Source organism: Nibrella viscosa, assembly GCF_039541875.1.
In the GTDB taxonomy this organism is placed as follows: Bacteria; Bacteroidota; Bacteroidia; order Cytophagales; family Spirosomataceae; genus Nibrella; species Nibrella viscosa.
In genome coordinates this window covers 604,796-627,185 of the sequence record NZ_BAABHB010000001.1, presented here as the reverse complement: position 1 = coordinate 627,185, position 22,390 = coordinate 604,796, and the positions used below count along the sequence as shown (strand labels likewise).

At 50.6% G+C, this 22,390-nt stretch carries 21 protein-coding genes; 9 read left to right on the top strand and 12 right to left on the bottom strand.

From position 1 onward, the window contains the following. Positions 1–106: 106 nt before the first annotated feature. On the top strand, positions 107–1,630 hold the full coding sequence (locus tag ABD931_RS02690; RefSeq protein ID WP_345263677.1) for a hypothetical protein: 1,524 nt from the start codon (positions 107–109) through the stop codon (positions 1,628–1,630). A gap of 38 nt (positions 1,631–1,668) precedes the next feature. On the opposite strand, the gene ABD931_RS02685 is transcribed toward ABD931_RS02690, so the two are convergent. The 3 genes from ABD931_RS02685 to ABD931_RS02675 all read right to left on the bottom strand — a co-directional run bounded on the left by ABD931_RS02685 (position 1,669) and on the right by ABD931_RS02675 (position 4,953). After that, the gene (locus tag ABD931_RS02685) at positions 1,669–2,805 is read right to left on the bottom strand and encodes a hypothetical protein (RefSeq protein WP_345263675.1); all 1,137 of its coding nucleotides are present in this window, start codon (positions 2,803–2,805) and stop codon (positions 1,669–1,671) included. A gap of 145 nt (positions 2,806–2,950) precedes the next feature. Further along, a complete protein-coding gene (locus ABD931_RS02680) occupies positions 2,951–4,183 on the bottom strand; it encodes a lysoplasmalogenase (protein WP_345263673.1) in 1,233 nt (410 codons plus the stop codon). Between the two features lie 23 nt (positions 4,184–4,206). Further along, entirely contained in the window at positions 4,207–4,953 is a 747-nt protein-coding gene (locus tag ABD931_RS02675) for an OmpA family protein (RefSeq protein WP_345263671.1), read from the bottom strand. 289 nt (positions 4,954–5,242) lie between these two features. Here ABD931_RS02675 and ABD931_RS02670 point away from each other — a divergent pair, with 289 nt between their 5' ends. From ABD931_RS02670 to ABD931_RS02660, 3 genes are read left to right on the top strand one after another with little or no spacing between them, the layout of a single operon-like run. Beyond that, complete coding sequence (locus tag ABD931_RS02670; protein WP_345263669.1) at positions 5,243–5,716, top strand: hypothetical protein; 474 nt, start codon at positions 5,243–5,245, stop codon at positions 5,714–5,716. A gap of 5 nt (positions 5,717–5,721) precedes the next feature. After that, the gene (locus ABD931_RS02665) at positions 5,722–6,777 is read left to right on the top strand and encodes a hypothetical protein (RefSeq protein WP_345263667.1); all 1,056 of its coding nucleotides are present in this window, start codon (positions 5,722–5,724) and stop codon (positions 6,775–6,777) included. A 1-nt stretch (position 6,778) separates the two neighbouring features. After that, a complete protein-coding gene (locus ABD931_RS02660; protein ID WP_345263665.1) occupies positions 6,779–8,548 on the top strand; it encodes a T3SS effector HopA1 family protein in 1,770 nt (589 codons plus the stop codon). Here the strand turns inward: ABD931_RS02660 and ABD931_RS02655 are convergent. The 3 genes from ABD931_RS02655 to ABD931_RS02645 form a co-directional block, all read right to left on the bottom strand. Beyond that, entirely contained in the window at positions 8,475–10,331 is a 1,857-nt protein-coding gene (locus ABD931_RS02655) for a tetratricopeptide repeat-containing sensor histidine kinase (RefSeq protein WP_345263663.1), read from the bottom strand. The two genes, ABD931_RS02660 and ABD931_RS02655, sit on opposite strands and share 74 nt — an antisense overlap. A 226-nt stretch (positions 10,332–10,557) precedes the next feature. Then, positions 10,558–10,743 carry a hypothetical protein gene (locus ABD931_RS02650; RefSeq protein ID WP_345263661.1) on the bottom strand — a complete coding sequence of 62 codons (186 nt, stop codon included), beginning with the start codon at positions 10,741–10,743 and terminating at the stop codon, positions 10,558–10,560. A 400-nt stretch (positions 10,744–11,143) separates the two neighbouring features. Continuing rightward, entirely contained in the window at positions 11,144–12,067 is a 924-nt protein-coding gene (locus ABD931_RS02645) for a LysR family transcriptional regulator (protein WP_345263659.1), read from the bottom strand. A 94-nt stretch (positions 12,068–12,161) separates the two neighbouring features. Here ABD931_RS02645 and ABD931_RS02640 point away from each other — a divergent pair, with 94 nt between their 5' ends. The 3 genes from ABD931_RS02640 to ABD931_RS02630 all read left to right on the top strand — a co-directional run bounded on the left by ABD931_RS02640 (position 12,162) and on the right by ABD931_RS02630 (position 14,827). Next, entirely contained in the window at positions 12,162–13,598 is a 1,437-nt protein-coding gene (locus tag ABD931_RS02640; RefSeq protein WP_345263657.1) for an NADP-dependent isocitrate dehydrogenase, read from the top strand. A gap of 83 nt (positions 13,599–13,681) precedes the next feature. Further along, a complete protein-coding gene (locus ABD931_RS02635) occupies positions 13,682–13,948 on the top strand; it encodes a hypothetical protein (protein WP_345263655.1) in 267 nt (88 codons plus the stop codon). A gap of 33 nt (positions 13,949–13,981) precedes the next feature. After that, the gene (locus ABD931_RS02630) at positions 13,982–14,827 is read left to right on the top strand and encodes a DUF6671 family protein (protein ID WP_345263653.1); all 846 of its coding nucleotides are present in this window, start codon (positions 13,982–13,984) and stop codon (positions 14,825–14,827) included. Between the two features lie 82 nt (positions 14,828–14,909). Here ABD931_RS02630 and ABD931_RS02625 read toward each other — a convergent pair whose 3' ends face one another. After that, a complete protein-coding gene (locus tag ABD931_RS02625) occupies positions 14,910–15,641 on the bottom strand; it encodes an MBL fold metallo-hydrolase (protein WP_345263651.1) in 732 nt (243 codons plus the stop codon). A 64-nt stretch (positions 15,642–15,705) separates the two neighbouring features. On the opposite strand from ABD931_RS02625, the gene ABD931_RS02620 reads away from it, so the two are divergent. Next, a complete protein-coding gene (locus ABD931_RS02620) occupies positions 15,706–16,731 on the top strand; it encodes a S66 peptidase family protein (RefSeq protein WP_345263649.1) in 1,026 nt (341 codons plus the stop codon). A gap of 14 nt (positions 16,732–16,745) precedes the next feature. Here ABD931_RS02620 and ABD931_RS02615 read toward each other — a convergent pair whose 3' ends face one another. Then, positions 16,746–18,131, bottom strand: a complete 1,386-nt coding sequence (locus ABD931_RS02615; protein WP_345263647.1) for a glycine-rich domain-containing protein — start codon at positions 18,129–18,131, stop codon at positions 16,746–16,748. 235 nt (positions 18,132–18,366) lie between these two features. After that, the gene (locus ABD931_RS02610) at positions 18,367–18,807 is read right to left on the bottom strand and encodes a PPC domain-containing DNA-binding protein (protein WP_345263645.1); all 441 of its coding nucleotides are present in this window, start codon (positions 18,805–18,807) and stop codon (positions 18,367–18,369) included. Positions 18,808–18,906: 99 nt separating this feature from the next. Between ABD931_RS02610 and ABD931_RS02605 the strand changes: the two genes are divergently transcribed. Beyond that, positions 18,907–19,587, top strand: coding sequence for a DUF429 domain-containing protein (locus ABD931_RS02605; RefSeq protein WP_345263643.1), 681 nt, complete (start codon positions 18,907–18,909; stop codon positions 19,585–19,587). A 14-nt stretch (positions 19,588–19,601) separates the two neighbouring features. Here ABD931_RS02605 and ABD931_RS02600 read toward each other — a convergent pair whose 3' ends face one another. The 3 genes from ABD931_RS02600 to apaG form a co-directional block, all read right to left on the bottom strand. Continuing rightward, entirely contained in the window at positions 19,602–20,972 is a 1,371-nt protein-coding gene (locus ABD931_RS02600) for a monooxygenase (protein ID WP_370469300.1), read from the bottom strand. Between the two features lie 75 nt (positions 20,973–21,047). Beyond that, positions 21,048–21,830: an O-methyltransferase gene (locus ABD931_RS02595; protein ID WP_345263641.1), complete on the bottom strand. Its 783-nt coding sequence runs from the start codon at positions 21,828–21,830 to the stop codon at positions 21,048–21,050. A gap of 94 nt (positions 21,831–21,924) precedes the next feature. Continuing rightward, complete coding sequence (gene apaG, locus ABD931_RS02590; RefSeq protein ID WP_345263640.1) at positions 21,925–22,311, bottom strand: Co2+/Mg2+ efflux facilitator ApaG/CorD; 387 nt, start codon at positions 22,309–22,311, stop codon at positions 21,925–21,927. Positions 22,312–22,390 lie beyond the last annotated feature (79 nt).

The following is a 22,390-nucleotide window of genomic DNA, read 5'->3' as shown; positions in this document are numbered from 1 at the left end:
GAACGGACGGGGTGGTATATTAGCAGCGTTTAATGCGATAAAAGTAACGAAAAAGTACACCTGTTCAATCAGGTAACCTGTACATTCGTACTCATGTATTCTGTAAATGACGCAACTGATCTGGACATGGCTCCTGCTTGGGAATCTGGTGGCGATGCTCCCCCCAAGAAATCCTGGAGGTTACGAGGGCATGCGGGGTGATGGCGTGACGGACGATTATACCGCGCTGGTGCATTACATTCACCGCTGCCAGACGGCCGGTAAAGCCGTACGGCTGGAGCCCCGAACTTACTTCATCAGCCAACCCCTCAGCCTGACCGGTTCTGTGCAGTTTGCGTCTACGCAGCCGGGCAAAACGGCTACGCTGCTGTTTCCGGCTGGTCGGCCCGACGAAGAAGCGGTCAGGGCAGAGAATCCGGCTACGGCGCACCAAAGCCGGCTTGCCCGCAGTGCCCGCATCGGTGCCCGAACCATAACGCTTACCAACACCGGTGGACTGGTTGCGGGTATGCTCCTTACCCTGACCAGCTCCCGAATCTGGGAGCTGGGTGGCAACAATGCCGGGGAGGTTCACCTGATCCGGGCTGTTCAGGGTACGTCGGTTACGCTGAAAGATACGTTGCAGGATAGCTACGACGTACCCGCCGAAACCGTGACCGTATCGGCCTACCGGCCCGTTGCCTTCCGCTTGACCGATGTGGCTATTCGCCGGCAGGGCGGTGGTAACCGGAACATCAACCTGTCGGTATGGCATTACGTCAACGCGGAGATTCAGCGCTTCCGGATCGGGAACGGACAGAAGGCCGGTATTCTGCTCTATGCCTGCTACAATACCAAAATCCACCACGGAGCCGTATCAGGTTCTAACCTGGGCGGTGAAGGCTACGGCATCGTAGTATACGGGGGTATGTACACCAATATTTATCAGGTTCATTCCCGCAACAACCGAAAACTCGCCGACTTCAGCGCCTGGGGCAGCGGGTCGGGGCCGGCCCGCTACGGTTGGGTACACCAGAATAGGGTCGTTGGTTCGGGCCTGGACGAGCGGGGCCAGAACCTGTTTGCTCAGGGACAGAACATGGGCATCGGCTCGCACGGTGGCTCGGAGCATATCCTGATCGAAGACAATACCATTGTTGATTGCTACGTGGGTATTCAGCTCCGGGGAAGGCACATGCGGGTGGCAGGCAACCGGGTACAGGGCCGCTGCTGGACGCCGTTCTGGTCCTATGGCGGCTACAACCATAGCTGGGAAAACAATGTCTACACCGCAGGGCCGGCTTCCAGAACGGTAGCCGGTCAGGCAGCGTCGGCGCCAACCGGCTACCCTTACCAGATGTTCTATATTGATCCGCTAATGGCCAAAAAGGGGTATGTCCAGATCAGGGGTAACCGCTCCGACTTCAGCCTGCGCTACGGGGTAGTTGGCGAGGGCGTGGGCAACGACCTAACCGTTATCGATAACTCGTTTGGTTTCTATACCCAATCCAGAACAGATACGATAACCGGCATAGCACTGCTCCAGCAGCGCCGGCCCATACGTACGGTCATTCACCGCAATGCATACCGCATCAGGGGTCCGGGCTCCCTGGCGACCCCGCTGCAAATCCGGCCGGCCCGGTCTAATTAAAGGCGGATAAGCCAACGGGCTGCGGTGATGCGTCTGGACTATACCAGCGGCAACCGGGTTACGGCACCATCCTCCTTTGTAATCCATTGTTCAGACGAGCCGTCGGTGTTATATACGAAGGTTACCGGTTGGTCGAGCCACTTGCTTTCGACAACAATGGCTTCGGGTAGCCAGTCGGACGAAAAGTCGCTGGTGAGCGGTTCAATAGTCAGACTCCGGATTTCGCCGATATCCAGGCCTTCCAGCCGGATGCAGGTTTCGGTATCGCGGTTCAGCCGCCCACCCAGGTTACTGTTAAACGGCAGGCTACACAACGTTCCGGCCGTGCCGGTAAGCGTAAACACATAAAAGGCATCGGAGCCGGCCAGCAGGGTATCACTTGTTTTTATCCGCAATTTGTATTTGGGCAGGCGGGTAGCAGTGTACGGATTGTGTCCATTTTGAGCCAGTTCATACACGGCATCGTACGGGGCTGCGGTGACGAGATTCCGGAGCTTTTCGATGTATGGCGGGTCAACAAAGATACCGTCAACATAGGCGTCGAGGTATTTACGCATAGAGTCTTCCAGCATCAGCACCCAGGTGTAAATAAGGGCAAAGCTGTTCGGTTCGTTCCGGAATGCACAATCCTGTGCGGCTGTGACATTGGCAAACACGTCGGGTTTATCCAGAAAGGTGGTAATTCCGTCGGCATAGGAAAAGTTCTGCTGACCGGCCTGTAGGAAAATTTGTTCCAGCTCGGCCGGGGTCAGGTTTGATTCGTCGACGCCCACACCCACATTCGGGTATTGCCCCGAATAGCTCTTTATAAAATTCTCATCGTCGGCATGCGTCAGCAGAATCGTCACGCCTTCGCCAATGTCTCCGGTAAGGTGCTGCCGGATAACCGATACCAGATCATCAATGTCAAAATCATTGTGTTTTAAATCAAAAATGGCGAGTGCCAGGTTATACCTATGGGTCCGAAGGAGTTCGCTAAGCCCGTCCAGATACTCCGCAACTGTAGGAGTACCCTCGTAGGTAAGGGGGGCAGAGTGGGATACATAATAGTGTCCTTCATGGTGACAGATGTCGAGCTCGATGGCGTTGGCACCCAGACGTAAGGCGTCCTGTGTGTCTTTGATTGTATTTGACCGGTGTGTAATGATGTAAAAGGGCCTCTTTCTCCGCTGCATATGGGATAGGTTACTGATCGTTATCCCAAAACACGTAAGTAACCTTATTGTTCGGCAGCGGCAGGCCAACGATGTGCCCGGCCTCATCATTATCAGCCTTAACCCATATCTTTGGTAGCAGATTTCGTGCGGTACCGAGTGCTATTCACGAAAGACGAGTCAGCTTCTGTTTGCGCCTGCCAGTCACCGGCACAACTTCCTGCTGCTCCCGAGCAAAGCTGAGCCGGAGGAACAGCACCACATAAAACAGGTCGATGTAAACGGGAACGACAGACGAAGGCCCCTGGTACAAGGCATTACCGAAATAGGTATCGGAACTCCGGATGTCGAAGTAAGCATAAACGAGGTGCATGAGCACAAGCGCCCTGGCGACCCATACTTTTTTAAGCGGGTCTTCGGCCAGTATACCGATCATAATGACAAGCGCCCCGATCATGAACATGTGCAGAAAAACAAAGAACATAGCATCTTCATAATGCGGTGATGCCAGCACAACAGATGGCACCTTGAACTGCGCCATGCTTTTTATGACGCCCTGAGCGAACATGCTGCCCGCGAAAATTATATTAAGAACACCAACCAGGATGCAGGTAGCTTTGAAGCCGGGAAGTCGATTTCGTATAGGCTTCATATTCAGAAAAAAGTGTTGCAAACCAGAGGATTTCTTTTGCCACCCGGCGAAAGCGGAAACAAGCATTCCCGTCACGATACCGTACTGGGCAGCCGCGTAGGTGCTCATGACCAGCAGGGCACCGGCCGGCACCGGCACCATGAATTTGTTGATAGCTATGAGCGAGTCGGACAGCATGAAAAGCAGAGCTCCTGCTAAAACCCGGCGGTAACTGGCTGCCGGAACCGAACCCCGGCGTAAGGTTGCCAGTATACCCATGCTGCTTATGCACAGGACATACACCACCACCGGTACCCACAAAGAAGCCGTAGCCGGGTTTCGCATCAACGGAGTATATAGGAAATACAGAAAAACAGCGAGATAAATCACAAACGGCAACGCCTTACTGACAACCTGCCGCAGGGAGAGCACCTTGCCTCCCTCCCGAATTGATATACGAAACGCTGCGATGTAACACAACTGCATCAGCAGAAACGAGGCCAGTCCGGGGGCAAACAGATCTACCTCCCGAATCATCAGAAATACATCGCCGGCCAGGGCAAAAAACAGCCCGGCGACTATCCAGCGCAGGGAGCGGGTCATGCCCTCTTTCGGCCGGCTTGTGTACAGATAGACAAGCAGGGAAAGCATCAGCAGGGGCTTGCAGCCGTAATGCAGCAGTTTGACGGGCAGGGTCTCGCCAACAATTTCCAGGCTGGTCAGGAGCGCGTATACGCCCGCAAACCGAAGAGTAGCCGATCCGGACATTGGGGTAAATCAGGTTTCGTGAATCAGTTTTCCAGCACCAGAAACTCGACGCGCCGGTTCTTTTCCTTATTCGCTTCCACGTCATTGGGGGCAATAGGCCGGGCATCGCCGTAGCCCACGTACCGCAGCCTGCTCTCGGCTATACCTTTGCTGATAAGGTAGTTGGCGATTACCTTCGCCCGGTGTTCCGACAAAAGCAGGTTCAGCCGCCGGTCGCCCACATTATCAGTATGGCCGCCAATCTCAATTTTCAGGTTCGGATTGGCTCGCAGCGTGTTCAGCAGTTTATCGAGCTGCAAATGGGAGTCCTTACGCAAAACATAACTGCCCTGATCGAAATACACATTGTCGAGCCGGATGGTCTGGTTGGCCCGCAGGTCGGTAAACACCGCCGATTCTTTTTCCATCAGGGCGATATGTTCGTACATGCCGCAGGTATCGCAGGACACCACCATCACCTCTTCGATAGTGTCGTAGCCCGGCACCCGCGTGGTCACCACCAGGGTATCGCTGCGTTCGAGCGCAAACGAGTAGGGTTTTCCGGGTTTACTGGTGCCTTTGTAATATTTTTTAGCCAGCACCGCCTGAATGCTGTAGGTTGCGGCCAGGTCCGTCTGCGTCGATTCGTCTTTGGCACCAATGGTAAAGGTAGTGCTCTTCGGCGGTGTGGGCACAGGCTTTACAGCAACAGGCGTGATTCTACGCGTCTGCGCCCAACCCTGATTTATTTTCAGGCTCCAGCATAGGCAACACACAAGCCAGATACGCATAGATGAGGTTCTAATAGAATTACCCAAATATAACGAAAACAGGGCAGGTGAGATTTTACTTTGCATATACGTGCTTAAACAAATAGCAGAACACCTAATAACTACAGAAAATAACGGAAAAGTTTGCATATAAGAAAATTTACATATAATATTCGTCACAAAAGCTTGTAGTTTTAGTATGTATTTTCTGAAAGGCCGTTGCATAGAAGCAAGGGCTGGTAATCTTCTAATACGCAATACAATTTCGTAGCCTCCACTTTCTATAAAAAATCCATAAAACGCACTTACCATGTTAGAACAAGACCAAGACTTATCCCAATTCGCCGAAGACGGTTCTTTTGAAGCCTACATAGATAACGACGGTGAATTCCTGGTCATCAATAACTGCCGTATGACAAAAGCAGCAATTGAAAACAAAACGGCAATTTTCAAGTTAGCAGGAGATTTAGATCCTGATTTTAACGAAGTTATTGGACTCTATCTTAAAGGGAAAGTAGTACGGAACTCTGCCGGGAACCTGACAGCGATTGGACCATGTGTCTTTTTTATTTATAACAGAAGTGATCACGGCGATATCAGGCTACAGACTCAATTGCGTATTAAAAGTGCAGCTCGTTTATATTATAAACGGCGAGGCAGTAGCGAAATAAAAAATGACAAAACATTTGCTGATCTTATAAACGTAAGAGATACCAGTTTCTTTGCAGACTCATCTTCACCAAGAACGGGTCACCAAACTCAACGATTATTTCTGTTCCCATAAGGAAAATGGCTTATCTGCTTAATAATTACCGGCTGTTCCATTACCTAATAGGCAGGAATGGTGTAGGTATTGTTCCCAAAGCCATTCAAAGTATAAATTTTAATACACAACGTCGGATATTTAAAGCAGAATGGCCTGATGGGAAATCCTGGTTTGTCAAACAACCTTTCCAACTTACTGACAGCCAAAGATTTACAATCGCAAATGAAGCTCATACGCTAAAAATAATTAGAGAAGTAGCTTTATTACAAAATTCTTCCCCACAATATATTTTCTACGATCCTATTCATAAAATCTTAATAACTGATTTTTTTTCAGAACATATCAGTTTATCCAATCAAAATAGCATATCCCTGTCAAAATTATTATTAGATGGAAATTTAACCCGGAAAGTTGCAGAGACTCTAGCTATTTTCCACCAACAGGCAACCTGTATTGTAAAAAACACAAAAAGCACACTTCCTTTTTATTTCTTTAAACCTCCTTTTCTGGCTGATAATATTGCTTTTCTATCTTGTTTTTTTAACCATGAATTATTGTCCCCAGTAAAACGAAACTGGTTGCTGTCATTAACTTTAGAATCAGGTCTGAGTGATGTACTCCAAAATTTAAATTATGCCTGGAAGTCAGACCGACTGATTCACGGTGATGCAGTTTTCACAAATCTCCTGGTTCAAAGCAAAGAAGGCAACATACAGAACGTAAAATTATGTGATTGGGAATTTGCAGGATGGGGAGATGCCGATTGGGATGCAGCCTGTTTTTTCCAGAGTATACTAGACGCTTACATGAAAATGAATGTTAACCATGCTATAGTCTTGGCGGCCAGCCAGGACTATTATAGGGCTTATACAAATGTATGCTCGAAACCACCTGACCTGATGTTCGAGGAGTGGTTTTGTAAAGTCATAAAGCTATCGGCTGTAGGTCTTTTAGAACGGTTGTTAGGTGATGCAGCACAGGCTAGAACCATCAAAGAAGTGAATAATAAACTTAGCGAGCGTGTAGAGTTTCTTTTGACTCGTGTTTTGCTAAATTCAAATCTTTTGAGATCATTTTGAAATGTATATTGAAAAGATCATTCGTGAATTACTCACATTTGTACGAGTAAGAGACGGAGAATTAGAAGTAGCTATTGCGCCAAATCAATGGATAAGTTTATCATCCTGGTGTTCTGCCAATTCAGAGTTTTCCCTGTTTCGCCTGGAGTCAGGGGATACCGTTGAGGATATAAATAAACTTAAGGAATATTTTTATCAGACTTTCTATGTATTAGGCCGGTCAGATCTTACGCCGGTTGCTGACCAGCCCTCATCCCCAGGCCCGCCACTACGCACCTATTCACTTAAAAAGCGTCCAGAGCAGAATAAGGTAGCCTATCTGAAAAACCCGGAAAAGTTAACTACAGGTGAAGCACTTGTTGAACAAAACACTGACCGGTTTACGGTAGCTCCGGGCAGTTACTTAGATAACAAACTCAGTAAAGACAAAACTATTCTTTTATTTAATCATATACCTCGCACCAATATTCCAGAGGACCACTACGTGTTTTCGGATAGTATTCAACCGGGCTTTGCATTTGAAAATCAGTTTATCCGGTTTTATTTTCATCCATATCCTGATTTGGCAGAATCAGTCACAAATCTATTAATAACTCATTTAGATGCTGTTAATGTTCATTTTTTAATTAAATACCTACCTTCAAATAAAGATCCAAATAGATGTGATCGAATTATTTTGTATCTTCCTCAACGACAATTTGTGACAGGGAGCTGGACAATTCTCCAGATATACCCCTTCATCCGAGATCATTTGATTGATCGATTACCGCTTTTTACTAAAAAGATTTTATCGGGTATCGGCTTTGCAGAAGACCCCGTTGTTGATGAAAGTTTTGGGGAAATGCGTTGTAGTTGGCTAGCCGAGGTAATAATCGCCTGGGCGCTTACCCTACCCTCAGGTACGACGGGAATACCTCCTGCCGACTTACTGATCGACGCATTAAAAAAAGCTCAAAAAATTAATGATCTTGAAACAATTCATTTAACTCCTGGCTCTTTTTATCAATATGACTTCAATCTTTTTAGCGGTAATGATTTAGTAAGACCAAAATCAGCTTTTACATCATTCTGGTTGCAGGGAGCCATTGAAGTAGCTGATTTTTTGTGCCGGGAGGTTGCTGTCCTGACGGCACAAAAGAGTGTTTGGATTGGTGCCAAACCAAATAATCAGGATATACCAGAATACGAACAGTTAAAAAAAGATTGGGAGCGTGGTTTTATTGGTCCAGCCCTGTTCCTTTTTGTGTTGAACAAATACATAGATAATCCGTTTTACCACTATATAATAGAACGCACAGCTCCAAACCTAAAGGCAACTTTATCAGATACAGAACCTCTACTTTGTACTCAGTTATTAGCTGTTTATAACTATCCTAACAAACACCCGATTTTATCCATGCTTCATCGATATATTTTGTATCTATTGAATCTTATCAGAAATAAGAAGATGCCATGTATTGCACCTGAGCATGTAGAGGCAGCATTGCACATTAATGGCCTTCCGCCCGGAGACGGAATGTACGTATATCGCTGTCTTTGTTTAATTATGACAGAAACGGTTAGAAGACCTCGCTGGCGACCCAAAAAATTATATCAAACACTTAAACAGATTCAGGAAAAGAAAAATGTATTTGAGATAAATGAGCGCGGATGGCAGGATCTAATGCCTGGTATGAATGGTTTGGCTTTGGTGGGCTTCAGCTTTCTTCTGGCTCATGATCCACTACTTCCACCGGTCCCGATTGGGAATTTAGATAAGGAATTGAAATAAGAACCATCGTACCTTCTCCCATTAGAGAGCGTAACGAATACCGTCCACCGACTGCATCTAATCGGTTTTGAATGTTCTTCAGGCCCATACCTTGCTTTATAATGTCCTCGTCTATGCCAATGCCGTTATCATTCACTTCCATAATTACTTCATCAGCATTTCGATTCAGCCGTAGATAAGCTTCTGTAGCGCGTGCATGCTTGAGGATGTTTGTACACAATTCAAGGGCAATGCTGTATAATTCAAATTTTTGCCTGGTAGTCAGGTGGGCGCTCACAGGTTCAGTTTCGACCGTTAGTTGCAGACGTTTTGATTTGTTAATTGGAATGGCAAGCTCGTGGAGTGCGTTCTCTAATCCTTCTTTTTCCAGCACTTCGGGCATCATATGGTGTGCCAGCAACCGGACTTCTCCATAGGCACGAGCTACCATATGGTATAAGTCATTGAAATTATTTTGGCTGTTTGCGCCTTCGGTAATCAGTAGCGAATTTATATACCACTGAATGGCAGCGAGTGTGCCCCCCAAATTGTCATGTAGTTCTGACGCCACTCGTTTACGTTCCAGCGTTTGGCCTTTAAGGAGAGCCTCTTCTATTTCCTTATTTTTACGTTTCAGCTCCTTATTGGCAAGCAGCAGCTCAGCAGTCCGTACTTCCACCCGTCGCTCTAAAGAACTATTCATTCGGGAGATTTCATTTTTCTGATTTTCTATTTCCTTTCCTCGTTTTCTAAGCAGAATATTAACATAAATTAAACTTCCGCCCAAAACGCTGATTAGTCCCAGCCCGGTCCATAATAGTTTATTTACACGCTGTTGAATTCTCATTTTCGCGTTGAGGTACTCATTTTCTGTACGACGTTTTTCGCTTTTGTACCCCTCTTTTGCTGCTTCTAACCGTTGTCGCTGTTCCTGAGAGAGTATACTATCTCGATATATATGCACCTGGCGTCCGTAAAAAAAAGCGCTCTCCCATTGCTTCTTCGCTGCATAGGCTTCTACTAATGCTTGACTCGCCAGAGACCGAGGATAGTAGTTATGAACTTTTAATGCTAAGCTTTCCGCTTTTAGCCCGTATTTTAATCCTTGTTCTGTTTTACCTATTTTAACATAGAGCAGGCCCAGTCGGGCATAGGCCTCTACGCTGTCTTCTCTGGTAAAATACCGGCTGAACCGAAACAGATGCAGAAACGTGGCGATGGAAGAATCCGGTTGATTCAGCTCCTGCAAAGTGGTTGCTTTATTCACTAAAAACCAGACTTGTTGAATAGAATCGACAGGTTGATTTTGCCAGATACACTGCTGATAATACCGCAACGCTTTGGCATATTTTTTATCGTGAAAATATAAGTTTCCTATATCATTCAGAGCTGACAAATACAGATGGCGGTCGAGTGTGCGGGCAAGTTTAGCTGCGGTTAAATGGGCTTTCAAGCTTTGGGCCACATCACCTGCATCGCTATATGCCACGCCCAGGGTTTGGTAACACTTCACCTGGTAACGCTGGTCATTGAACTGTTCTGCAAGATGAAGTCCACGTTGAAAATAATAAACCGCTTCCAGAAAGGATCCTTTCCGGCGATAGTGCATACCCATTCCCTGATAAGCTTCTAAACGGCCAGCTATCCAGTTGTACTTTTCAGCCAGATTAATAGCCATTTGCCAATAATTTCTAGCCTGTTCCCAATTTTCAACCTGTTCTCCCAAACCAACTAAAAGCCGGAACCGGGTCGAATCACGAACAAATATAGGCCTACGTTTTTCGGTGCGTGCCAGCTCACGCATCAGACTATCAGTTACAGATTGGGCGTGCAGGGTTAAGGTAACCAGTATTCCGAATAAAAGTATACCGATACGCATCTGAAAGTTTTCAGTTAGATGAAACACTACCAGGATTAACGGTTTAAAACGGTTATCCCTGATTACTTAGCCAGATTCGAATATGCCTGGTTAACTGGGAATAATTCATACGTTTATCTGGTAAAACAGATAAACCAGCCAGCCAAATTCCTTACACGGCAACCGCTTTTTTCGCAAGGGTAGCTACGGTTGATTTTACCGCTTCGGCGTTTGGAGTTGGCCTATAGTTGAAGTGCGCGTTAAACTTTGCGCTATCGAAGAAATAGTCGCGATCATACTGGTAGCGCATTTCGTAAAACTCCCTCGTGATGGGTACAAAAACACCAAGGGCCCGCATACCCCAGCCCGGTAAAACCTGGTACCTATGGCGCCCCCTGAGCCCAGAATAGTTTGTGTCATCGCGGTTCTATCTTATAGCTTTTGGTATTGAGTATACTCTACCGTAATTTATCGCTTTTGGTTTGGCTATCTGCCGTTCGGGCATTCTGTATAAGCTTGTGGGTTGCCTCCATATCTACGTCACGCTGGTCGATCAGATCCTGCACGGATCGGTCGGGCTGTATATCTGGCACAATGCCCTGTGCCTGTTCAGAGCCTGCGTCAAGCAGGATCCGAGTTCCGTTTTGCGCCCCCGGAATGCATACCCAATAGTATACTTTAGTTTTGACAAGCCAAAATAAACTTTGCCGGTCCTGTTCAGATACCAAAACGTCCGCTATCGAAACCATACCTCTTGTTTAATACCGCTCGTACCAGCCGAAGCGCTCCTGAATGATGTTGTCTTTTTCTTTATTGAGATACGTCAGATACGCCTGCGCCACGGGCGAAAACTGCTTGTTTTTGAGCCAGATCAGGTTCCAGGTCGTAATCATGGGCAGACCAGTCATGGGAATGATCTGCAAATCGTTGTTGACCATCTCGTTGCGTAATCCGATCAGGGGCATGATGGAGTAGCCCAACCGGGCCAGCAGAGACTGTTTGACGGCCTCGTTGGAGGTAAGCTCCATTTTCTTGCGTACGGTAATCTGGTTCTTGTCGATAAACTGCTCCATCATATATCGTGTGCCGGAGCCCTCTTCCCGGTAAATCAGGGGCAATTCTTTCAGCAGCGCCGGCTCGTATACCTTACCGGGTTCGGCATCGAAGCCGCAGCCAACCAGGTAGAGTTTGTTCGGCATCAGCCCGACATGGTTGATCTTCAAGTGATCGGGCAGGATCGATACCAGGGCAAAATCAACTTCGTTGTTCTCCAGACTCTCCAATACTTTCAGCTTGTTGGTAACGTCCATCATCAGATCAATACCTTCGTGCTGCCGGATAAAGCCCGACAAAAAGTAAGGCATCACGTACTTGCCGGTCGATACCACCGAGATTTTCAGCTTGCCGTTGAGCAGCCCTTTGTGGGCCATCGTCCGGTAATTGATGGCGTATACCTCGTTCAGGATCTTTTCGGCCGCTTCAGCTATTTCCCGGCCAAAATCGGTCAGATACACCCGGCGGCTGACAATCTCCGTCAGCGGTATATCAAACTGATCCTGAAAGTTCCGCAACTGAATCGACACCGCCGGCTGGGTCAGGTGGAGTTCTTCGGCGGCTTTGGTAATGCTCCGGGTTTGCGAAATCTTTAAGAAAACCTGTAGCTGGTGTAAGGTATAATTCATAAGAATAGTTTATATATACCATCAAAAGTATAAATTTTTATTTATATGACAAGTTGCGGAGCTTTGCAGCGAACAAAATAAATTATTCTACCACATGACACGTATTACCGTAGCAAAAGGAGATGGTATCGGCCCCGAAATTATGGATGCCACCCTGGACATTATTCTGGCCGCCGGCGCTCAGCTCGAAATAGACGAAATTGAAGTTGGCGAAAAAGTGTACCTCTCCGGCAATACCTCGGGTATTTCTAAAGAGTCCTGGAATAGTCTACGGCGCAACAAGGTGTTTCTGAAAGCCCCCATCACAACCCCGCAGGGTGGTGGCTACAAGAGCCTAAACGTAACTACCCGTAAAATGCTGGGCCTGTATGCTAACGTGCGCCCCTGCACCAGCCTCTACCCCTTCGTAAAAACCAAGCATCCGATCATGGATGTGGTAATTATCCGCGAAAACGAAGAAGATCTGTACGCCGGTATCGAGCACCAGCAGACCGACGAAGTGGTGCAGTGCCTGAAGCTCATCAGCCGTCCCGGCTGCGAAAAGATTGTGCGCTACGCCTTCGAGTACGCCAAGCAATACGGCCGCAAAAAAGTGACTTGCTTCACTAAAGATAACATTATGAAGCAGACCGACGGCCTGTTTCACCAGGTATTCGACGAAATAGCCAAAGAATACCCGGAGATTGAGAACGAACACTGGATCATCGACATCGGCGCAGCCAAAATGGCTGATACGCCGGAAACGTTCGACGTGATTGTGATGCCGAACCTGTACGGCGACGTACTGTCTGACGTAGCGGCTCAGATTGCCGGTTCGGTAGGTCTGGCAGGCTCGGCCAATATCGGTGAGGAGTGCGCTATGTTCGAGGCCATTCACGGATCGGCTCCGCGCCGGGCCGGGCAGAATCTGGCCAACCCCTCAGGACTACTGCAGGGCGCTATCATGATGCTCAACCACATCGGGCAAACCGAGGTAGCCGAACGTGTGCAGAACGCCTGGCTCAAAACCATTGAGGATGGTATTCATACCTACGACATCTACAAGGAAGGGGTCAGCAAACAGAAGGTGGGCACCAAAGAATTTGCCCAGGCCGTGATTGCCAACCTTGGTGGGCAGCCTACCACCCTGAAAGCGGTATCGTACGCTAAAGAAACAACGTTGAAACTGCCGAAGTACAAGCGCAGATCGGTGGCCAGTAAAGAGCTGTTGGGTGTCGATGTGTTTGTTCACTGGCAAGGCAGCAGCGCCGACGAACTCGCGCAACTGATGGCCCCTGTGAATACCAATGATCTGCGACTGAGCATGATCACCAACCGGGGTATCAAGGTATGGCCGGAGGGCTTCGAAGAAACCTTCTGCACCGACCACTGGCGCTGCCGCTTCCTGCCTGCCAACGGCCACGCCATTTCCAAGCAACATATTGTTGATGTGCTGGCGAAGGCTATTGAGCAGGATATTGACACTATCAAGACCGAGAACCTGTATGCCTTCGATGGCAAGCCGGCTTTCTCGATGGGTCAGGGCCAATAACGATCTCCTTAAACGATTCGGGAGATTCCTATTCCCTTACCTTTTCACTTCTGAAATTAATACATCCGGTAAACCATACGATCATGCAGATTCAACTGATAAACGGTCATTTCGGCCCCCAGGAGGCCCTCGATATCCTGACCCAAATGGTATATGTGAAGATTCAGTTTCACGAAAACAAAATTACCCTGTCCGACAACGAAGAAGACATTAAAACCCGCGAACGACGCATCAAAGATCTACAGCGGGAGTTGTACGAAGCGCGGCAGTACATTGAGAAACACAAACCGGATGGTATTGGTCTCCACGCCGACGTTTCGCTGTCTGTACCGGCTGAGGTAGTTGCCTGAGCTGTAATAGGTTAATCTCTAAACCAGCAGGGCATGCAGTCCTGGTTTGCCGGTCGTCTGCTGGTGGTGGCGACCAAACATCAGAAAGAAACGGTAATAGCTCCGCTGGTAGGGCAGGCACTGGGTGTTCAGTGCCTGCCCCCGCCCGGGCTGGACACCGATTTGCTGGGCACCTTCACCGGCGAAATCGAGCGGTCGCTGGACCCGCTGGCTACGGCCCGCCAAAAATGCCGTCTGGCGCTAGCCCTCACCGGCTGGGACCTGGCCATTGCCAGCGAAGGTTCATTTGGACCGCATCCGTCGCTGTTCTTCACCCCCGCCGACGACGAAATCCTGCTGCTGATCGATCAGAAACATGATTTGGAGATTGCCGTGCGGGAGGTCAGCACCCAAACCAATTTTGCCGGGGCTACCGTTCATACCGAAGATGAACTGCTGAGCTTTGCCGCCAAAGCCCGCTTTCCGTCGCACGCCCTGATCCTGCGAAATGCCGCCGGTGAAACCACCCACCTGATAAAAGGCATTATGGCCTGCAATCAGTTATTGCCTGCTTTTCGGGCGTTAAGCGACCAGTATGGCTCGGCTTACGTAGAAACCGACATGCGGGCCATGTACAACCCCACCCGGATGAAGGTAATCGAAGCGGCTACGCGTAAACTCATCTGCCGGGCGCAAACCGCCTGCCCGGACTGTAGTACGCCCGGCTTCGGCAAAACCGACATCAGACCCGGCCTGCCCTGTAGCTGGTGTGGCCTGCCCACACAGTCGGCACTGGCCGACGTATATACCTGTCTGAAGTGCCACTACAGCGAAGAAAAGCCTTTTCCCCGTGGGCAGCAGGTTGAGAATCCGCTGTACTGTGACTACTGCAATCCGTAGACCGGATACCGCTCCGAGTCAGCACCCCTTAACAATATGTCCGGCCAAAGGGCTTCGCGATTTTCAAGAATGCCTTTCAGGTTTAGCTATACCGAGCGATTAGCTTACCAAGCTTCTGCGGAATATGCTGCTCCACTACGCCACCGTGGTAGCAGACTACCCTGGCTACGTTCAGCGTCTGCAGTTTTTTGACGGAAGCAACTGCCTGATCCAAATCCAGGGTAAACGGCGGGTTGGCAATTTCAAACTCCCCGTTTTCGACCACCACAGCGTCACAGGCAATGAGCGTCCGGCTTTCTTTCAGGTACAGGGAAATATGCCCAGGCATATGACCGGGCGTATTGATAATCTGTACGCCGGGCCAGTAAGCGGGGGCTTCGTCTTCGGTGAAGGTAACGTCTACGGCCACCGGCTGTACCGTCTTCAGCAGTTCCTGAAAGTATAACGCCCCCGGTTTGTGCTCCTCCGGCAGTGAAGGGAACATAGCCTCTGCCTGCTGTAACCGGACCGACTTCATCCTGCCTGCGATATATGGCTCATCTGCTTCCGGGGCATACACCCTTATCGCCGGGTATTTCTCTTTGAGCTCAGGCAGACCGCCAACATGGTCGATATCGTGGTGCGAGATGATAACGCCGGTCAGATCAGCCAGCGAAAGGCCCTGTTGACCAGCCGCTTCTTCCAGCAGCGACATAAAACCGGCATAGCCGCAATCGACCAGGAGGGTGTCTCCGTAACCACGAAGAATAACCGGATGCAGGATGTCTTGGTTGCCGTTAACGTTAAATTTTACGTCAAGTACGTGTAGCTGCATAGCTCGTCAATCCTTACTTTTAAGAGCCGTAAATATACGCTGTTGGTAAATGTAACCCCGCTCCATGTCGACCCGCCGTTCGTTTCTCAAATTTGCCGGTTTGTTTCCGGTCGCCGGTTTTTCCGCCCCCGTGCCGCCGGCTACCCTCAAACCCAGGCGGCTGAACCCCGGTGATACCATCGGGCTGTTCTGCCCGGCCGCCCCCGCTTACAGCCGCGAACAGGTGACCATTGCCGTAGAATCGCTGCAGGCGCTGGGTTTCAAAACCAAGATGGGGCCACATTTTTACGACCGCTACGGCTACCTCGCCGGCCGCGATGCCGACCGGGCCGCCGACCTCAACGCCTTTTTTGCCGACCCGACCGTCAACGGTGTCATTGCCATGCACGGGGGCTGGGGCTGCGCCCGCCTGCTGCCGCTACTGGATTATGGCCTTATTCGCCGGAATCCCAAACCGCTGCTCGGCTACAGCGACATTACGGCCCTGCTGCTAGGCATCCACGCCAAAACCGGCCTGATCACCTTCCACGGTCCGGAAGGGGCCGCCACCTGGAATGCCTATACTGTAGACTGGTTCCGGCGCGTGCTTATGAACGCCGAAGCCGTAACCCTGCAAAACCCTGCCGACAAGGGCGATAACCTGGTGCAGGTGCAGGACCGCATCAGCACGCTCACGCCCGGTACCGCGCGGGGCCGGCTGCTGGGGGGCAACCTCACCGTGCTGAGCCACCTGATCGGCTCACCGTACCTGCCCGACTGGCAGAACAGCATTCTGTTTGTAGAAGATGTGGGCGAAGACGTTTACCGCATGGACCGGATGCTCACCCACCTGAAACTGGCCGGTATTCTGGATCAGCTCAGCGGGTTTGTGTTCGGCAAATGCACCCGCTGCGATGCCGGCAGTGGTAGCTACGGCTCCCTGACGCTGGAGGATGTGTTTGCCGACCATATTGCGCCCCTCCGCAAGCCGGCCTTTACTGGTGCCATGATCGGGCACATCAAAGACAAGTTTACCGTGCCGGTGGGCATTGCCGCCGAGATGGATGCCGGCCGGGGAACCATCCGCCTGCTGGAGGGTGCCGTGCAATAGCGGTACCTGGCGGCTTAATCACCTCCGCAGCCGCCACAACTGCCGCCGGAGCCGCAGCCCGAATCACCGGACGAACTGCTGGAGTCTGAGGTGTCGCCACTCTTGTTGGGGTTACTGACAAGGGGGATGAGTGAAGGGGTTAAAACAGCCGTTCCGTCTGAGAAGTACCGCCACTCCCACGCATCGGCGTTTTGCTGTTTTGGCAATAGTTCGCTCGTGTAGCGGGCCGGTATCGTATGCGTACACAGCAATTTGGTCAGCCGCGACAAAAACACAGTCATCATCACGACCACCACCAACAACAGCAGAAAGATCTGGGTAACCGGCTTATCCCGCAGCAGGCCGGTCGCCATCCGAATGACGCTCAGCATCAGCAGCAGCGACAATACCCCGAAGTTCAGATAGAAAAGCCGGCCGAACCGCTCCGATTTAATGAGGTATTTTTTGAACGCATCCAGGCTATTGGCCACATTGCTAAACACCGGTTTTTGCACCAGTTGATTTAGCAGGACCGGGTAAGGTGTAGCGCCCAACTGCCGCATTGTTTCCAGCACGGTGAACTCCTCAACGGTACGGGGCGGATCAATGCTTTTTTCTTCGAGGGTATTATCCGGATTAATGACAAGCTGATTAGTCGTCAGCAGCTGGTGCATAATGCCATGTACGACGTTCGCCACCGATTGCGTTTTGAGGTAAACCAGTTCCAGCGGCCGCAAGTGATACACAAAGGCAAAGCTGTTGAAACCCTTCACTAGCCGGTTGAGGTACCTCCGGTTGTATATTTCCAGACCGGTAAAGGTCAGGGCAATCAGGGCGAGATAGCTCAGGATAAAGGTTGGATTGCCGATGCGGACGTACAGCGGCCTCAACAGAAAATAAGCCGGGAGCGTCAGGACCAGAAAGGCCAGAATACCGGCAATCACGAACGTTCTGATGTTGCGCGACGCTTTGGGCAGGGCCAGCCCTTCAAACATACCGGCATAGTCCCAGATCGCTTTGGGCTGCTCGCCGAATGTTCGGGCATACAGTTCGGCCGTCCGCTCTTTTGCCTGCCGGAACCGCTCGTAATCGTCGCGGTTATGCGTCGACGGTATATGCTGAATTGTTCTGCCCAGCAGGCCGCAAAACTCCGTGTACGACTGCGTAAAGATCAGGTGCTGGTGCCAGACCGTATCCACGATTTCTGAGGGCGACACCATGAAATCGGTCGTGGCGGCCAGGTACATAAACTTTTTATACTCCAGAATAGCGGTCGCGGTGAACGCCTGGGTCCAGCAATTCTCGTGCGCCAGCCGGGTCGAGAAGCCGTATTCGCTCAGGGGCTGGTCCAGATCAAAGGCAACGATTCTGGTCCAGAGGTCGGTATTGAGTTGCAGCGTGGGAGTAAAGGCTGTTTTCATGTGTGCCAGATAGCCGGGGCCGGGAAAAGCCGATACCTATCGGCCCCAAAAGCAACCTTAATCTACCTAATTATCAGCTACTTGTCAAGTAGTCGACTGCGCTGGTACCCGGCTTGTTATTTCCCGGCATTTGCTTACCTGCTGCCGCCACATGGTCTGGTACAAACCTTCTGCGCCAGTAGCTGATTGTGGGTGCCTGATGATGACGGCATACTCCGCCTTACCTGAAGTAATGCTACTTCCGCTGTTTTTTGCGCACCACCAGTTCCTGATAGCCATAGGTGGGGTCGGGTTCGCGGGTGTAGGTCACATCGGGCAGGACCGCGATGACCAGTTCGGCGGTGGTGTAGATTTTGCAGCCTTCGAGCAGGTGGCCTCCGATGGTGTGGCCGGTAGAATCGGAAACAGACAGGTGAATATGGCTACCATTGACAGAAAGAGTGCCCACCAGCGAAACAATTTCAAAATGGCCTTTGTACGAAGTACCTCCCTCCTGGTTAGCCAGGCGAAGGACCACATCCGTCAGGCTACCGACGCAGGTGAGGATGGCCCCGGCCGCCATGCGCTGCCGGCTTACCAGGTTATCCAGCTCCTGTTTCAGGTCCTGCCCAGGTTTCAGGCGGAACGAGTAAGCCTCCATAACCGACGAAACAGGCTGCGGTTGTCCGTGCGTCATACCCCAAAAATTGCTCAAGAAGACGAGTAATAAAAGTCGGCGCATCTGTGTTATCAGGCAAAAAGCCCGGCTGGATTTTCCGGCAAACGTACGTAACAAATGGTTATTGGTCTGGATGGTTGCCGGTACGGCTGGATTGCCGCCTGTATTTCCGACAACGACAATCTATCGTTTTCTCTGCTTGCCCAGCTTACCGATTTGCCGCAGCTTAACGAGGCCGGCCAGATTCTGATTGATATGCCTGTTGGGTTTGCCGATCAGCAATACCGGTTGTGCGATATAGCAGCCCGGGACCTGTTACGACCCTTCCGACACTCCTCGGTGTTTTTTACGCCCCACCGGGATGCCGTGTTTGCCTCCTCCTATGCCGAAGCCTGCCGGATCAACAGACTGCGCACCGGAACAGCCATTTCTGTACAAACCTGGCATATATGCGGGAAAATAATTGAAGTTGACCGCTACATAGCCGCAAACCCCGGCATCCCGCTGGCCGAATCGCATCCGGAGCTGTGCTTTTATGGCTTGTCCGGGCAGGCCTGCCGACACCCCAAAAACACGCAACCGGGCATTTCGGAACGGCTTGGCATTATCGCGTCGAAAGAACCGCAGTACCGCAGCACCATCGGTCAGGCCATGCATGCCATCCGGAAATCAGCCGCCAAACCGGATGATATTCTGGACGCAGCCGTACTGGCCATTATCGCCAAACGCAACCGGCTGATTGTCCTTCCTGAACGGACGGACGGCTCCGATACGCCCACCATCACCTACGGTCGGTAAGCCCGTTCGCTGGGTTACTCCTCATAGTAGTACCCAAAAATGATCCCCATTTCATCTTCGCTGGTGAGGCCGAAGCGGACGGTCTGGCTGGTGGTATTGTTGTAGGTAATCTCCGACATAAGCCCTTCGCCTTTGTTGAGCGAAATGGGGGTTTTGAAAATAACCGTTTCCGGGTGTTCCCAGTTGGTCGATTCATACACCACCTCGTTGTCGCGGGGGCCGCCCTTGATGCGGATAATAAACTTCTCGCCCAGTTTGTGGGTATGCGAGGTAAGTACCAGGATCTTCACCGGTTTATCCACGGAAAAGAGTTTAGACAGCGTGAGCCGGGTCTTCGCCGGAATAGTCAGGCTGGTGTTTCCCCAGTCCAGCGTCTGCACTACCCGCTGTACTTTAGATTTATCGATGGTGAACAGGTTGAAATAGACCTCTCCTTTTATAGGGGCATTGGTTTTGTTGACGTAGTGGGAGTTCAGATCAATAGTGGCGTTGGCCGGCACGCGCAGGGCCATTCCTTCCGGAAAGATGAAGTCAGCCGTGGGCGTTTGGCTCCCTGCAAAATACACGTGGTTCTGCATAGAAAGTACCGTGGCCAGGTTAACGGAATTATCCGGATTCCGCAGGTCCCGGATTTCGTTCATGGCCGGCAACAGCACATTATTCCGGAAGTTATACGCCACAAAGTGGTGACTGCTGTTGCGCATCTTTACCTGAAAGCGGTTCACGTAGATCTCCTGCGTGTTGCCTACTGCCTTCCGCACAAAGATTTCCCGCTCAAAATTGGGGGCAACATCGAAGAGTGATACGTTCATCTGAAAACCCTGCCCGGATGCCGGTGCCGGCAGTGGCTCAAAATCAGCCGAAACACTGGGTGTTTTATCATCCAGCAGCTTTTCGTCGACCACACTACCCTCACGGGGTGCCCCGGCTTCAATCCAGCGCCGGACAAACTCAATCTGCCCCACCGACAGCAGATCGCGGCCCAGCGGCATCGGACTGCCGTACGATTTGCCGCTATGGTGGCTGTTGTCGACAATCAATTTATGGTACAGCAGGCTTTGCAGCGAATTAAACGGCTTTACCCGCAGCAGCCCATCTTCTTTGGCACTGGTGTTTTTGGCAGCTACATTTACCAGGTTATTGTACGCTACGCCCTCGGCCAGCACCAGGCCATGCTGCGTAAACATATTGTCCTGCTGCGACGCATGGCAGCCGGCTGTGGCGCAGGACGGCGTCAGAATACGTTGCTGAAGCAGTTGAAAACTCGACCGGTCTTTGGGATCCGTTACCCCATCGACCGCCGGTTTCTGGCAGGAAGCAAAAGCCACGGCCAGGACGGCTCCGCTCAGTATCCATGTTTGTAAAGTTGCATTCATCTGAATCATAGGGTCAACGTATTGCTAATAACGAAAAAGCGGGGCCTGCGGTATGTACCTACACCGGGCGGGATGTTGGTAAATCTACAAAAATTTCAGGGTAAAATGTTGTTTTGGCTGCTCGCGCCGGAAGAAAACCAGGCCGATGTAAAACAAGTCGATGGTGACCGTTACAGCCGGATGTGCTTTGATCTCCTCCCAGGCCTGTTCCATCTCTGCCGACCAGTGAATATCATCAAAAATAAAGACTGAATTATTATGGCTATTAGCCAGGCAGGCCGTAAAATACCGGAGGGTAGGCTCGTAGCGGTGGTTGGCGTCAAAGAACACCAGATCAAGTTGCGCTACAGCCGCTACCTGCTGCTCTAACGTCTCGTCCAGATTACCAACAATCACCTCAACATTACCGATTCCCAGCCGTCCAAAATTCTCAACGGCTACGGCGGCTGTTTGCGGGCAACCCTCAAACGTAATCACCCTGCCGCCGGTTTCGCCCGCTGCTTTTGCCAGATAGGCGGTAGTCAGGCCGAATGAGGTACCCAGATCAAACAGGGTTTGAGCCTCAAACCGACGCACCAGCCGGTACAGTAGTCGCCCAAACCGGGCCGGCTTTTCCGAATGCCGCACAATATTGCCAACGGCCCGGCAACGCGAGGCATTGACCTGTGACCCGGCACCAAAGTCGGTAATTTCAATCACCTGCCGGCTCCGGCGCAACAACCGGCGCAGCGCCTGAATATCGGAAAACTGGGATAAATCAGCCTTTGGGGCACGAATAATCTGGGTATACAGGCCAAAAACAAAGGGAGAATGCAGCGAGTGCTCGTCACGAGCCTTAGCCATGTACCGGAGAATAGCGCGAACCAATGGAATACGAGACGGACGAAGGATGTGAAACGCCCGCTACTTGTCAGCGAATATACAGGGTAAGGAAGAAAACCGACGGAAAATACCCGGATACTTAATTCAGCTTGTACGGCACCACCATCATAAACTCCGGAATGGCTACGCGCAGCCGCCTGCCATCCATAACCCGCTCAATAAGGTAGGTACCCACCATTTTACCCATGCTCGACCGCAGGTTACAGCCGGAGACGTACTCGTGAACCTCACCCGGTTCCAGTACCGGCTGCTGCCCCACCACGCCTTCGCCTTCTACTTCACGCACTGAACCGTTGGAATCGTAAATCAGCCAATGCCGCCGGAGCAGTTGAATAGTATGCTCACTGTTATTTTGAATGGTAATCCGGTACGTAAACACATAATGTGCCTGCAACGGACTCGAATACTCAGCCTGGTATTCGGTTTTAACACTCACTTTTATGCCCTCCGTAACTGCGGTAACCATAAATTTTTGCCGTTGTTGACAACCTTAGAACGAAAATTAGGTTGATTAGTTTACTTTCGCAAGCCTCGTCTGTAAAAAA

Bases quoted from the DNA above. Each gene is read 5' to 3' on its own strand.
- ABD931_RS02670 (WP_345263669.1), top strand. From the start codon at position 5,243: ATGTTAGAACAAGACCAAGACTTATCCCAATTCGCCGAAGACGGTTCT.
- ABD931_RS02640 (WP_345263657.1), top strand. From the start codon at position 12,162: ATGACACGTATTACCGTAGCAAAAGGAGATGGTATCGGCCCCGAAATT.
- ABD931_RS02690 (WP_345263677.1), top strand. From the start codon at position 107: ATGACGCAACTGATCTGGACATGGCTCCTGCTTGGGAATCTGGTGGCG.
- ABD931_RS02685 (WP_345263675.1), bottom strand. From the start codon at position 2,805: ATGCAGCGGAGAAAGAGGCCCTTTTACATCATTACACACCGGTCAAAT.
- ABD931_RS02625 (WP_345263651.1), bottom strand. From the start codon at position 15,641: ATGCAGCTACACGTACTTGACGTAAAATTTAACGTTAACGGCAACCAA.
- ABD931_RS02630 (WP_345263653.1), top strand. From the start codon at position 13,982: ATGCAGTCCTGGTTTGCCGGTCGTCTGCTGGTGGTGGCGACCAAACAT.
- ABD931_RS02655 (WP_345263663.1), bottom strand. From the start codon at position 10,331: ATGCGTGAGCTGGCACGCACCGAAAAACGTAGGCCTATATTTGTTCGT.
- ABD931_RS02645 (WP_345263659.1), bottom strand. From the start codon at position 12,067: ATGAATTATACCTTACACCAGCTACAGGTTTTCTTAAAGATTTCGCAA.
- ABD931_RS02610 (WP_345263645.1), bottom strand. From the start codon at position 18,807: ATGACGCACGGACAACCGCAGCCTGTTTCGTCGGTTATGGAGGCTTAC.
- ABD931_RS02650 (WP_345263661.1), bottom strand. From the start codon at position 10,743: ATGCGGGCCCTTGGTGTTTTTGTACCCATCACGAGGGAGTTTTACGAA.
- ABD931_RS02660 (WP_345263665.1), top strand. From the start codon at position 6,779: ATGTATATTGAAAAGATCATTCGTGAATTACTCACATTTGTACGAGTA.
- ABD931_RS02600 (WP_370469300.1), bottom strand. From the start codon at position 20,972: ATGATTCAGATGAATGCAACTTTACAAACATGGATACTGAGCGGAGCC.
- ABD931_RS02620 (WP_345263649.1), top strand. From the start codon at position 15,706: ATGTCGACCCGCCGTTCGTTTCTCAAATTTGCCGGTTTGTTTCCGGTC.
- apaG (WP_345263640.1), bottom strand. From the start codon at position 22,311: ATGGTTACCGCAGTTACGGAGGGCATAAAAGTGAGTGTTAAAACCGAA.
- ABD931_RS02665 (WP_345263667.1), top strand. From the start codon at position 5,722: ATGGCTTATCTGCTTAATAATTACCGGCTGTTCCATTACCTAATAGGC.
- ABD931_RS02615 (WP_345263647.1), bottom strand. From the start codon at position 18,131: ATGAAAACAGCCTTTACTCCCACGCTGCAACTCAATACCGACCTCTGG.
- ABD931_RS02635 (WP_345263655.1), top strand. From the start codon at position 13,682: ATGCAGATTCAACTGATAAACGGTCATTTCGGCCCCCAGGAGGCCCTC.
- ABD931_RS02680 (WP_345263673.1), bottom strand. From the start codon at position 4,183: ATGTCCGGATCGGCTACTCTTCGGTTTGCGGGCGTATACGCGCTCCTG.
- ABD931_RS02675 (WP_345263671.1), bottom strand. From the start codon at position 4,953: ATGCGTATCTGGCTTGTGTGTTGCCTATGCTGGAGCCTGAAAATAAAT.
- ABD931_RS02605 (WP_345263643.1), top strand. From the start codon at position 18,907: ATGGTTATTGGTCTGGATGGTTGCCGGTACGGCTGGATTGCCGCCTGT.